This window comes from Campylobacter hepaticus (assembly GCF_001687475.2).
GTDB classification, from domain to species: Bacteria; Campylobacterota; Campylobacteria; order Campylobacterales; family Campylobacteraceae; genus Campylobacter_D; species Campylobacter_D hepaticus.
This window is the reverse complement of sequence record NZ_CP031611.1, coordinates 585,850-598,476: the sequence shown is the minus strand read 5'-3', so window position 1 is coordinate 598,476 and position 12,627 is coordinate 585,850. Positions and strand designations below refer to the sequence as shown.

The 12,627-nt window shown below is 26.8% G+C and carries 9 protein-coding genes and 1 pseudogene; 3 read left to right on the top strand and 7 right to left on the bottom strand.

The features are described 5' to 3' along the window. Positions 1–12: 12 nt before the first annotated feature. From dnaK to A2J15_RS02930, 3 genes and pseudogenes are all read left to right on the top strand, one after another. Positions 13–1,884, top strand: a complete 1,872-nt coding sequence (gene dnaK, locus A2J15_RS02940; RefSeq protein ID WP_066778141.1) for a molecular chaperone DnaK — start codon at positions 13–15, stop codon at positions 1,882–1,884. A 143-nt stretch (positions 1,885–2,027) separates the two neighbouring features. Further along, positions 2,028–3,933 (top strand): annotated as a pseudogene (locus A2J15_RS02935) (type I restriction-modification system subunit M). Positions 3,934–5,176: 1,243 nt separating this feature from the next. Continuing rightward, positions 5,177–5,518, top strand: coding sequence for a cupin domain-containing protein (locus A2J15_RS02930; RefSeq protein ID WP_066778145.1), 342 nt, complete (start codon positions 5,177–5,179; stop codon positions 5,516–5,518). A gap of 64 nt (positions 5,519–5,582) precedes the next feature. On the opposite strand, the gene A2J15_RS02925 is transcribed toward A2J15_RS02930, so the two are convergent. The 7 genes from A2J15_RS02925 to flgA all read right to left on the bottom strand — a co-directional run bounded on the left by A2J15_RS02925 (position 5,583) and on the right by flgA (position 12,372). Next, positions 5,583–6,752, bottom strand: a complete 1,170-nt coding sequence (locus tag A2J15_RS02925; protein ID WP_066778147.1) for a pyridoxal phosphate-dependent aminotransferase — start codon at positions 6,750–6,752, stop codon at positions 5,583–5,585. A 248-nt stretch (positions 6,753–7,000) separates the two neighbouring features. Next, entirely contained in the window at positions 7,001–8,845 is a 1,845-nt protein-coding gene (speA, locus tag A2J15_RS02920; protein WP_116980479.1) for a biosynthetic arginine decarboxylase, read from the bottom strand. After that, positions 8,842–10,068 carry a histidine--tRNA ligase gene (gene hisS, locus A2J15_RS02915; RefSeq protein ID WP_066778152.1) on the bottom strand — a complete coding sequence of 409 codons (1,227 nt, stop codon included), beginning with the start codon at positions 10,066–10,068 and terminating at the stop codon, positions 8,842–8,844. Before hisS ends, speA begins: the two co-directional genes overlap by 4 nt. Beyond that, the gene (tmk, locus tag A2J15_RS02910; RefSeq protein ID WP_066778156.1) at positions 10,065–10,643 is read right to left on the bottom strand and encodes a dTMP kinase; all 579 of its coding nucleotides are present in this window, start codon (positions 10,641–10,643) and stop codon (positions 10,065–10,067) included. The genes hisS and tmk overlap by 4 nt, the downstream gene beginning before the upstream one ends. Continuing rightward, positions 10,634–11,110 carry a pantetheine-phosphate adenylyltransferase gene (coaD, locus tag A2J15_RS02905; RefSeq protein WP_066778158.1) on the bottom strand — a complete coding sequence of 159 codons (477 nt, stop codon included), beginning with the start codon at positions 11,108–11,110 and terminating at the stop codon, positions 10,634–10,636. The genes tmk and coaD overlap by 10 nt, the downstream gene beginning before the upstream one ends. A gap of 39 nt (positions 11,111–11,149) precedes the next feature. Then, positions 11,150–11,713: a UbiX family flavin prenyltransferase gene (locus tag A2J15_RS02900; RefSeq protein ID WP_066778161.1), complete on the bottom strand. Its 564-nt coding sequence runs from the start codon at positions 11,711–11,713 to the stop codon at positions 11,150–11,152. Then, on the bottom strand, positions 11,710–12,372 hold the full coding sequence (gene flgA, locus A2J15_RS02895; protein WP_066778162.1) for a flagellar basal body P-ring formation chaperone FlgA: 663 nt from the start codon (positions 12,370–12,372) through the stop codon (positions 11,710–11,712). The genes A2J15_RS02900 and flgA overlap by 4 nt, the downstream gene beginning before the upstream one ends. Positions 12,373–12,627: the final 255 nt, after the last annotated feature.

Below are 12,627 nucleotides of genomic sequence, written 5' to 3'. Positions count from 1 at the left end.
AAGGATAAAAAAATGAGTAAAGTTATAGGTATAGATTTAGGAACAACCAATTCTTGTGTTGCGGTATATGAGCGTGGTGAAAGCAAGGTAATTCCAAATAAAGAAGGTAAAAATACAACTCCTTCTGTTGTGGCTTTTACAGATAAGGGTGAGGTTTTAGTAGGTGATAGTGCAAAGCGTCAAGCTGTAACTAATCCTGAAAAAACTATTTATTCTATTAAAAGAATTATGGGTTTGATGGTTAATGAAGATGCAGCTAAGGAGGCTAAAAATAGACTTCCTTATCATATTACTGAAAGAAATGGTGCTTGCGCTATAGAGATTGCAGGAAAAATTTATACTCCACAAGAAATTTCAGCAAAGGTTTTAATGAAATTAAAAGAAGATGCTGAAGCTTTTTTGGGTGAAAGTATTACTGATGCAGTTATTACTGTGCCTGCATATTTTAATGATGCCCAAAGAAAAGCAACAAAAGAAGCAGGAACTATAGCAGGTCTTAATGTGTTAAGAATTATTAATGAACCTACTTCAGCAGCTTTAGCTTATGGACTTGATAAAAAAGACAGTGAAAAGATTGTAGTTTATGATTTGGGTGGTGGAACATTTGATGTTACTGTACTTGAAACTGGAGATAATGTTGTAGAAGTTTTAGCAACTGGTGGTAATGCTTTTTTAGGTGGAGATGATTTTGATAATAAGCTTATAGATTTTTTAGCAAATGAATTTAAAGATGAAACAGGTATAGATCTTAAAAATGATGTAATGGCTTTGCAACGCTTAAAAGAAGCTGCAGAAAATGCTAAAAAAGAATTAAGTTCTGCTAATGAAACTGAAATTAATTTACCATTTATTACAGCAGATGCAAGTGGTCCAAAACATTTAGTGAAAAAATTAACTCGAGCTAAATTTGAAAGTATGATTGATTCTCTAGTCGCTGAAACTATTACTAAAATTAATGAAGTCGTAAGTGATGCAGGTCTTAAAAAAGATGAGATTAAAGAAATTGTAATGGTTGGAGGTTCTACGCGTGTTCCTTTAGTGCAAGAAGAAGTAAAAAAAGCTTTTGCTAAAGATTTAAATAAATCAGTAAATCCAGATGAAGTAGTAGCTATTGGTGCTGCAATTCAAGGTGCTGTTATAAAAGGTGATGTTAAAGATGTGCTTTTACTTGATGTTACTCCACTTTCTTTAGGTATTGAAACTTTAGGAGGTGTGATGACTAAAATTATTGAAAAAGGTACAACTATTCCAACTAAAAAAGAACAAGTTTTCTCAACTGCTGAAGATAATCAAAGTGCTGTTACAATCAATGTTTTGCAAGGTGAGAGAGAATTTAGTCGCGATAATAAATCTTTGGGTAATTTTAATCTTGAAGGGATTCCGCCAGCACCACGCGGTATGCCACAAATTGAGGTAACTTTTGATATTGATGCTAATGGTATTTTAACTGTTTCGGCAAAAGATAAAGCTACTGGCAAAGCACAAGAAATTAAAATTACAGGTTCAAGTGGACTTAGTGAAGAAGAGATAAATAATATGGTAAAAGATGCCGAACTTCATAAAGAAGAAGATAAGAAACGCAAAGAAGCAGTAGATGCTAGAAATTCAGCTGATAGCTTAGCTCATCAAGTAGAAAAATCTTTAAATGAGCTTGGAGAAAAAATTCCTCAAGTTGATAGAGAAAATATACAAAAAGCACTAGATGATTTGCGTGAAACTTTAAAAAATCAAAATGCAAGCAAAGAAGAAATTGAAGCTAAAATGAAAGTTTTAAGTGAAGTTTCTCATAAATTAGCTGAAAATATGTATAAAAAAGATGAAACAAATACAGCTAATGATAAAAAGAAAAAAGATGATGATGTTATTGATGCTGAAGTAGAATAAGCTTTTAATTTCTTCAAATCAAGCCAAAATAGGCTTGATTTTTCTACATTTTATCTTTACTTAGTGGTTTTTTAAATGTTTTTTTAGAGTAATTTATATAATATATTTAATACATTTTTATAGAACATTAAGGAAAGATATTTATGGATGTAAACCAGTTTCAAAGTATTGTGAATTTTATATGGAGCGTAGCAGATGATTTGCTCCGTGATGTTTATACAAAGAGTAAATACCGTGATATTATACTACCTATGACGATTATAAGAAGAATAGATGCTCTTTTAGAACCTAAAAAAGATGAAGCCATAAAAATTTATAATCAATATAAGGATCAAATACAAAATTTAGATACTTTTCCAATTGTAAAAGAACTATGGGGGGGGGGGAATTAATTATTCTCAATTTACCTTGCAAACTCTTTTAAATGATCCAAAAAATATAAGAATAAATTTTGAAAATTATCTTGATTGTTTTACTGGTAATATCAAAGATATAATCTCTAAATTTAAATTTAAAAATCAACTTGATACCTTAGAAGAAGCAAATATACTTTTTGGTGTTATAGAAAGATTTTGTTCTCCTAAGGTAAATTTTAGTATAAAAGATATCTTAGATGAAAAAGGTAATATTATTCATAAAGGTTTAAGCAATCTTGGTATGGGATATATATTTGAAGAGCTTATTCGTAAATTTAATGAGGAAAATAATGAAGAAGCTGGAGAGCATTTTACACCAATAGAAATTATAGAGCTTATGACTCATCTTGTATTTTTACCTGTAAAAGAGCAAATCAAACAAGGAACATATCTTGTTTATGATAATGCTTGTGGAAGTGGCAGAATACTTGCTGAATCGAAAGAATTTATCACAGATTCTAATGGTTTTATACAATCAAATGCAAATATTTATCTTTATGGACAAGAAATTAATCCAGAAGCTTATGCTATATGTAAAGCAAATATGCTAATAAAAGGCGAAGATCCAAATCATATTAAATTTGGTTCAACGTTAAGTAATGATCAGCAAAATTTGAAATTTGATTTTATGCTTAGCAATCCGCCTTATGGTAGGTCTTGGGAAAATGATCAAAAGATTTTAGGTGTTGAAAAAAAGGGTTTTAATTCAAGTTGCAATGATCCAAGATTTAACGTGGGTATTACAAGTAAAAGTGATGGGCAAATGATGTTTTTGCTTAATATGCTTAGTAAAATGAAATTTGATACTTCTTTGGGTTCTCGTATTGCAAGTGTGCATAATAGTTCATCGCTTTTTAATTCAGATAGTGGTATGGTAGCTATAAGAAAACATATTATAGAAAATGACTATCTTGAAGCTATAATCGCTTTACCTACAAATATATTTTACAATACGGCAATTCCTACTTTTATATGGATTATTACTAATAAAAAACCAGAATATAAAAAAGGTAAGGTTCAGCTTATAAATGCTGCAAATGATAAATATTTTTCTAAGATGAAAAAATCTTTAGGTTTTAAACAAAATGAAATGAGTAAAGAACATATAGGAGAAATTACTAAATTATTTTTAGAAAATATTTCTAATGAAGATTGTAAAATTTATGATAATGAAGACTTTGGTTATACTAAAATTATTATAGAAAAGCCAAAAAGTATAGAAGTTTTAAAAGATGATGAAAAATTCAAAAAACTTAAAGATAAAGAAAAAATTTTAGAAAAACTAAAAATTTTAGAACAAAATGCACAAGATTTCAAAAATAGAAAAGAGTTTATAGATTTTTTAGGAGTAAAACTTAAAAAAAGCGAAGAAAATCTTATCATTGACAGTGATAAAAATAATAATACAGAAAAAATTCCACTTAAAATAAATATACAAAGTTACTATGATACAGAGGTAAAACCTTATATTAAGAACTCTTGGATAGCTTGGGATAGTACGAGCGTGGGTTATGAAATTTTATTTAACAGATATTTTTATACTTATACTCCATTAAGAAAATTAGATGAGATAAATAATGAATTAAAAGAATTAGAAAAAAAAATACAAGATCTTTTGAGTGAAATTATGTAATGAAAAATTTGAAAAATAGTAGCATAAAATGGCTTAGGTGAAATGCTAAGAGGCGTAAAGACTAAAACATATTACTTTTTTAAAAATCAAAAAAAAGTAATGATGTGAATTTTAGAATCGGGTTTGAAAATATAAAGAGTAGAACGGGTAAATATTTTTAACAAATAAAGTCGCGTTTAAAAGAGACAGGGTAAGATTTCAAAAAAAATATTTTTATGTCTTTATCTTACAAAAATATTTTTTGTTCTTAAAGATCGAGTTTGTGTTAGTAAATTTTTGGCTTTAAGAGTAAAAATGGGAAATGATAAATTTTTAAAGTTTTTAATACTTCTTTTTTATTTATAAATATTGCAAATAGTTCAACTTAGATATAATAATACAACGAATTTTTGAGAAATCTTAAAATTCCTTTTTTTACTACTAAAAAAGTAAGAGCAAATTACAAATTTTTAGATGAAAAATGTAAAGAAAATCTATTTATTAGTCGTATGTAGCACAATTAATTTATAAAATAATAAAATATGAAAAAAGATAGTTTAAGAAATATAAAATAAAATTTTTAATTTATTATTTTGATGATAGTTTTCATTCAATGAATGCTTTTGTTTGTAAACTATTGAATTGAATTAGTGAAGTTTGAAGAATGCTAAATATTGATATATAGTTAGATGGCGAAGTGAAAAGGAAAGTGTTTTAATTTAATATGTGGTGGCGCATTTATATATCTTAAACTATCCATAAAATAAAATTTAAATTATTATTTGATAGATGGAATAAATTTTATGAGTAAAATTGCTATATAGTATTTGAAAATCTTTTGGAAAAGAAAATTGAAGATATTTTTGAATTTAATTTTGGACTTTTTAAATAATTTAATAAAAATAATGAAATTAAAAATAAAATATCAAATATTATATTTAATATAATTTGTAATGATTTTGAAAAATATAATTTTCATATTGAGTATTGAATAAAAAATAGAATTTGAATGTAAGATTTTTTAATAAAACAATGTTTGAAAACTAAGAAAATGAAAACTAAAATAGGGGGTTAATACTTAATGCTTGTTAATTTTTATAAAAGAGAGTTTGTTTTTTGTTGTATATTTGATTTTAAAGTGATGAGATATTTTGTAAAAAATAGTTAATAAAATTTTTATTTAAAATAAGAGTAGAATTAACATAAGTTTATAGTCTATATTTTACTTTTTGTTACAATTTTATAAAAATAAAAAGGAGATTTGATGGAAATGATTCAATGGAACAAGGTTCAATTTATTCCTAAAGAAGTAAAAATCAATGTTTTAATTGATGATGAATACAGTAAAGAAATTCAAATTTTGCTTGCTAAAGATAGCATAATGAAAGAACATAAGGCTCCATTTGCCATTCGTATCCAGGTTTTAAGTGGGAAAATTTGGCTTGAAGCAAAAGATCAAAGATTAGAATTGAACACTTTAGATATGATAAGTTTAAAAGCAAATGTGCCACATTCTTTAGGTGGATTAGATGATACTATAATAAGACTTAGTTTAAATAAACTAGATAAAATTCAAAGAATTAATACAGTACTTAAAAAAAATTAATTTTTATTGTATTTTTTATAATCTTAGCTTTTAAAAAGCTAAGATTTGGGTTTTAAATTTAGAATTATTTATAATTTTTAATAAAATTACTGATTCTTTTTATACCTTTTTCAATAAGCTCATCACTTGTAGCATAAGAAATTCTAAAGTATCCATCCATTCCAAAACCAATACCTGGAACAAGGGCAACTTTTTCTTGTTCTAGTAATTTTTTACAAAATTGCATTGAGTCTTTTTCAATTTTTTGTATATTTACAAAAAGATAAAAGGCTCCTTCTGGTTTATAGACACTAATATTTGGTATTTTATTTAATAAATTTAAGGCTAAATTACGACGTTTTTCAAAAATTTGACGCATCTTTTCTATGTCCTCATCACATTCTCCATTTAAAGCAGGTATAGCAGCATGTTGTGTGATGGAACAAATATTTGAAGTGCTTTGCCCTTGAAGTTTTTTTATAGCTGAAATTAAAGCTTTGTTTTTACTTGCCATATAGCCAAAACGCCATCCTGGCATAGCGCAGCATTTGCTTAAGCCATTTATAGTTATGCTACGTTCAAGTGCATCTTTACTTACACTTGCAAAAGCGGTAAAATGAAAGTTATCATAACAAAGCTTTTCATACATTTCATCACTTAAAACTGTAATATTTGTATTTTTTAAGACCTTAGCAATTTGCACTAATTCCTCTTTAGAATAAATCGATCCTACGGGATTTGAAGGGGAGTTGAGTATTAACATTTTTGTTTTACTTGTAATAGCATTTTGTAGTTGCGTAGGAGTAATTTTAAATCCATTTTCTTCTAAACCTTCTATAAAAACAGGTATTCCTCCAGCAAATTTTACCATTTCAGGATAGCTTACCCAATAAGGACTAGGGATGATAACTTCGTCATTTTTTTCAATTAAACATTCTATGCATTGAAAAAGTGAATGTTTTGCTCCTACATTTGTAATGATTTCGTTAATTTCATAATCGAGTTGATTGTCTTTTTTGAGTTTATTTTGTATGGCTTTTAAAACTTCATTTATTCCTGCAACTGCAGTGTATTTACCACAACCTTTTTCTATGGCAGCTATAGCTGCATTTTTGATAATTTGTGGAGTATCAAAATCAGGTTCTCCTGCTGAAAAACTGATAATATCTTCTCCTTTAGCCTTAAGTTCATTAGCAAGAGCTGTGATAGCTAAAGTAATAGATTCTTCTAAAACCTGAGATCTTTGTGCAAGCATTTTATAATCCTTTATTTTTTTGCTTAATTCTAGCAGAAAAACACATTTTGTAATATAAAATCAAATTAAAATTTCAATTATTGTTTTAATAGTGTAGAGATTTGTTAATAATCAATTATACATAAAATTTTATGTATAATTAAAAATATTCTTTAAAATTAGGTCATCTTATATTTTAAATTAATATAGTGTAAAAATCTCTTTTTGAAAGAGATTTTAGGGAGTTTTATTGTTGTGAGATTTATTTTTTAAACTTCTTTTTTACCTATATTTTTTAAATATCCATTGTCATTTAAAAAAAGATAAAGTTCACCTAAAATATGTTTTTTTTGTTTTTCATTAACCAATTTGGAATTGCCTATACGTTCATTAAGTTTATTCATGATAGTATGAATATCATAGTCTAAATCTTCGAGTGTATCAAGTATGGATTGTGCCTCTATAATACCTTCAATTTCATAACCTTTTTCATTAATGCTAATAATAGCTTCTGTAGGATGAGTAAAAAGATTGTGCTTCATTCCAAGTACTTCTTGATAAGCACCTACAAGAAAAAATCCTAGAAAATAATTTTCTTTTTCTACATCTATATCATGTAAAAATAAAGGTTTATTTTTAGAATATGAAATTTCTCCATCGCTATCACAAGTTATATCCCAAATGCTTGCGCTTCTATTAGGTTTTTCATCTAAACGATCAAGTGGCATGATAGGGAAATTTTGTTCTAATCCCCAAAAATCAGGTATGCTTTGGAAAAGTGAAAAATTCACTAAATATCTTTCTTGTACTTCATCTTGTATAGCGAGTAAATCTGCAGGATTTTGTTTATCACCTAAGAGTAAAATAGCTTTTTTTGTAATTAAATGGGTTAAGATTTCTGCATTTGAACGATCTTGTAAATCGACATAGCCTAAATCAAAAAGCGTTAAAATACTTTCTAGGTGATCTATGCTATCGTGTAAATATTCTAAAGCATTTGAGGGTTTAATGCTTTTATAAAGATCATAAAGTTCATCAATAAGTTTAGGATTTTTTTCTTTAAGTAAAAGTTTATTTTCTGCATATTCTTGTGAGAAGAGTTCTAATACAGGTGCTACTAAAACAGCATGATTTGCTGCAATAAAACGTCCACTTTCTATAAAAATATCAGGTTCAAGATCTTTTTTTTGTTCTGCAATATTTTTTAAGATAAAAACTACATCATTAGCATATTCTCTTAGGGTATAATTTCTATTTTTTTCATTTTTAAATTGTGAATATTCTACGGCTAAACCGCCACCAAGATTAATAGCTTTTAGATTTTTAGCTCCCATTTTTCTAAGTTCTGTATAAATATTACCCGCTTCATTTAAAGCTTTTTTTAAGGGATGAATTTCTGTAATTTGAGAACCTAGATGGAAATGTATCATGGTAAATTGATCTAAGAGTTTATTTTTTTTAAGCAAATTAACTGCTTCTATAAGTTCAGTTGAAGTAAGTCCAAATTTAGAATGTATCCCACCACTTTTAGCCCAAATACCAACACCAGCAGAATGTAAACGTATACGTAAACCTATGTTTGGTTTAGGTTTAAAGCGTTCTTTAGCTATATCAATAATGGCTTCAAGTTCATTAAGTCCTTCTATGGTTAAGGTGATATTATGCCCCATTTCAGCGGCTATGAAGCCTATATTTATAAGTTCTCTATCTTTAAAACCATTAACGCTAATAGGTGCACCTTCGTTATTATAAGCCATAGCAAGTAAAAGTTCTGCTTTTGAACCTGCTTCAAGCCCATAATTATAATCTTTTCCAAGTTTTACTAGATTTTTTACAAAACCAGGATATTGATTTACTTTTAAAGGGTAAACTGCGTTAAAACCACCCTTATAATTAAATTCCTTTCTTGCTTTACTAAAATTTCCATAAATATTTTCAATTTGTTGTTGAATAAGATGAGGAAATCTTAATAATAAAGGACCTTTGTAGCCATCATCTCTTAATTCTTTTACTATATCTATAATAGCAGGTTTTTTTTCATGATTTATGCAAACCTTACCATTTTTAATGATAAAATTGTTATTTCCCCAAATATTAATACCATAGTCCATTATAAAACTTTCTCTAAATCTGAAATTTTAATTATTTGTTCTCTTTTATGTTCTAAATTCTTATAAAATAAAGTTTCATTTTTTGCTTCATTTTCTCCCATACAAAGAAAAATTTGAGTATGATTTTTATCAGCATATTCAAGATGTTTAGTAAGTTTTTTTGCTTCATAACTTAAGATAACTTGATGTTTTTTTCTCAGTTTTGTAGCTATATTAAAAATTTTATTGATATAAATTTCATCTAAGGAACAAAGATAAATTCCTAATCGTTTTTGTTTTTCTTCTTTTTGTTCTAAAATAGCAATAAGTCTTTCTATACCCATAGCAAAACCGATTCCAAACCCACTTTTTCCTCCAAGGTGTTCAATAAGTTTGTCATAACGTCCACCTCCTGCAATAGCAGCTTTTGCTCCAATTTCATCACTAATAAATTCAAAAGCTGTTTTAGAATAATAATCAAGCCCTCTAACTAATTTTGTATCAATTTGAAAATCAATTTTATTTTCTTTTAAAATATTTTGTAAAATTTTAAAATCTTGTTGACAAGAGAAGCATAAATTGTCATTTAAAAGAGGAGCAAGGGTGAGTAAATTTTGACATTGTTCATTTTTGCAATCTAAAATACGAATAGGGTTTAAGTTTTTTCTACGTAAACAATCTTCACAAAAACCTTCTTTAGTATCTAAAAAAAGTAATAATTTTTTACGATATGCTTGCATGCATTGTGAGCAACCTAAAGAATTAATTAAAAGTTTAAATTTAATATCTAAGCGTGAAAAAATTTCTACTAATATCAAAATTATGCTTGCATCTTCATAAACGCTTGCATTTCCAAAACTTTCAACACCAAATTGATGAAATTCTCTTAAACGTCCTTTTTGTGGTCTTTCATAGCGAAACATAGAACCATGATAAAACCAGCGTTTTTGCATGTTTGTTTTATCCATTTTGCTTTCTATATAAGCGCGTACTGCTCCAGCTGTACCTTCAGGACGCATGCAAACATGATTTTCTCCTTTATCAATAAATTCGTACATTTCTTTACCAACTATATCAGAGCTTTCTCCTACACTTCTTTTGAAAAGTTTACAAAGTTCTAAATGAGGTATGTTAATAAAACTAAATCCATAATTTTTTACTACTTCTTCAGAGATTTTTATTATTTTTTCATAGTAGTACGCATCTTTATCTAATAAATCTTTCATTCCTTTTAAGGCTTTTATCATTGTAAAAATTCCTTTATTTCTTGATGTAAAATTTCTTTGTTTTGATTGGCATTTAATTTTAAAATTTTTATTTGAATATTTTGATTTAAGAATTCTAAAACCTTTTCAAGTTTGTTTTGTACGTTTAAAAAATACTCCACCCCACGTTTTTCTATATTATCTAGTTTTTTTTGACCTAAGCGTTCTTTAATGAGTTTTTTATCGGCTTTCAAAAAGATTATTTTTTGTGGAAAAAATTCTTCTAAAACAAAACGATTTAAAGAAAAAAGTAAATGATTATCAAAATCTTGTGCATAAGCCATACCTGAAATAAAACTTCTATCACTAATGATAAGCTTGTTTTTATTGGGTTTTAAGACTTCTTCAAAATGTTGTGCACGATCTGCTAAAAAAAGTAAAAGTTCACTTTTTTTACTGATTTTATTATTCTTATTTAATAAAATTTGACGCAGATATTTTCCAAGTTCTGTTCCACCGGGTTCAAGTGTAAAAATACCATCTTTATAGGTCTCTTTTAAAAGAGTAATTTGTGTGCTTTTACCTACACAATCTATGCCTTCAAATGCTACATACAATTTTCATCCTTTAAAAAAGGTAAAATTTCTTTTGGAACAAGGGAGCTTACATCTCCATGGTGTGCTACTATAGAACGTACTATAGAGCTTGATATGAAAGCATTTTTTAAATTAGGCATTAAATAAATGGTTTCAATTTCATCCCAAAGTGCATGATTTGCATAGCCAATTTGTAATTCATATTCAAAATCACTTACTGCTCTAAGTCCTCTTATAATGGTATTAGTTTTTAATTCTTTAGCTAAATCTATAAGTAAATTATCAAAAGTTATAATTTCAACCTTAGTTAAATTTTGTGTAGCAAGAATAGTTAATTGCTTGCGTTTTTCTAGTGTGTAGCAAGGTTTTTTATATTCGCTTTTTGCTATAGCTATGATCACTTTATCAAAAATTTTTAAAGCACGTTTGATTACATCTAAATGTCCATTTGTAATAGGATCAAAAGTTCCAGGATATAAGCAAGTCATTTTGGCTCCAATTTTTTTTAAAAATATAGCAAATTTAAACTAAAAATTTTGCCATTTTTTATATAAATCATGTTTTATTTCTAAAAGATCTAGCCATTTACCTATAATAAAATTTTCTAAATCTTGCAAATTATCTATTTTAGAATAGCTTGCAAATACAGGGGGGGCTATAATAACATTCATTTGGCTAAGTTTTAGCATGTGTTCTAAATTAAGTGTTGAAAAAGGCATTTCGCGTATAGCTAAAATTAATTTTTTTCTTTCTTTTAAAGCTACTGCTGCTGCACGCATTAAAAGTGTATCAGCAAAGCCTGCATGAATTTTAGCTAAGCTTGAAATAGAACAGGGCGCAATAATGGTTTTTTCTATACCAAAAGATCCGCTTGCTACGCTTAAACTTAAATCATTATCATTTAAAAAATGAGTATTTTTGAATTTTTTTTGGCAAATTTCTTCTAAGTTTGTTTTGTTTTCAGCTTGAAAACTTATTTTTGATCCTTGGGTTAAAATACAATAAAGTTCGCATTTATTTTCTAAATGTTTTAGCAATTTAAGACCTAAATAAACACTGCTTGATCCAGAAATACCCAATAAGATTTTCATTGTAAAATCATCCTATTTTTTCCTATAATAATACCTTGCATGACTTTACCTTCTTTATTTTTTGCACGAATTTTTTCTCCCATATTACCATTTTGTAGAGCTATAAGTTCGATTAAAACATCGACATTTCCTTCACTTAAAACTCCTATAATAGGATCGTTTTTGTGTATTAAAGCGGTGATTTTAAACATATTTGTTTTTAAAATTCTATTTTTATTGATATTGCTTTTAGCTGTAAGATTATTTGCATCATCTAAAGTTAAAGCATTTAAAGGAACTTTATTAAAATCAATTAAGACATTTTTATAATCAAAAGGTTTAAGTTTATCTCCTTTTTTGATTATGCGTTGGCTTTTTAATACTTCTAAATTTGCTTGGATAAAATATCTAAAAAAAATATTTTTTTGGATGTTTTGAGGAGTTTTAAATTCGGCTCTTAAAAAACCTTGAGCTTGGTTAAAACGCCCATTAGCAATTCTTAATAAAGTGTATTGTTCAAAGTCTTTTGGTAGGGATTTTGCTTTTAAATCAATTTGTGAAATGATAATTTTGGGAAAGTTATTTTTAAATTCTTTTTCTAGGGCTATTTTTACTAATTCTAAATTTGATGCTTGAGAGAAATTTAATAAAGTAAAGAGAATTAAAAAAATAATTTTCATTTATATTCCAATGGTTTAAATAATGAAGTATTTTACTTTTATAAACTTAATAAAGTACTTAAAAAGATTTTTTGTATACTTAAAAGATAATGGTAAAAGTCTTGTTATATAATTTTAATTTAAAAATAAATTAATAAAAATATAAATTTATTATAAAATAATAAATTTATAAGATAGTTTTAAATGTTATTTATGATTTTTTAGAAAGTTTGGATTTTGTTATTTATGATATTTTATTGGTTCGAAATTTTTAGT

What these genes read in the sequence shown, in the direction of transcription:
- dnaK (WP_066778141.1), top strand. Translation starts at nt 13, where the DNA reads ATGAGTAAAGTTATAGGTATAGATTTAGGAACAACCAATTCTTGTGTT.
- A2J15_RS02930 (WP_066778145.1), top strand. Translation starts at nt 5,177, where the DNA reads ATGGAAATGATTCAATGGAACAAGGTTCAATTTATTCCTAAAGAAGTA.
- A2J15_RS02925 (WP_066778147.1), bottom strand. Translation starts at nt 6,752, where the DNA reads ATGCTTGCACAAAGATCTCAGGTTTTAGAAGAATCTATTACTTTAGCT.
- hisS (WP_066778152.1), bottom strand. Translation starts at nt 10,068, where the DNA reads ATGATAAAAGCCTTAAAAGGAATGAAAGATTTATTAGATAAAGATGCG.
- coaD (WP_066778158.1), bottom strand. Translation starts at nt 11,110, where the DNA reads ATGACTTGCTTATATCCTGGAACTTTTGATCCTATTACAAATGGACAT.
- A2J15_RS02900 (WP_066778161.1), bottom strand. Translation starts at nt 11,713, where the DNA reads ATGAAAATCTTATTGGGTATTTCTGGATCAAGCAGTGTTTATTTAGGT.
- flgA (WP_066778162.1), bottom strand. Translation starts at nt 12,372, where the DNA reads ATGAAAATTATTTTTTTAATTCTCTTTACTTTATTAAATTTCTCTCAA.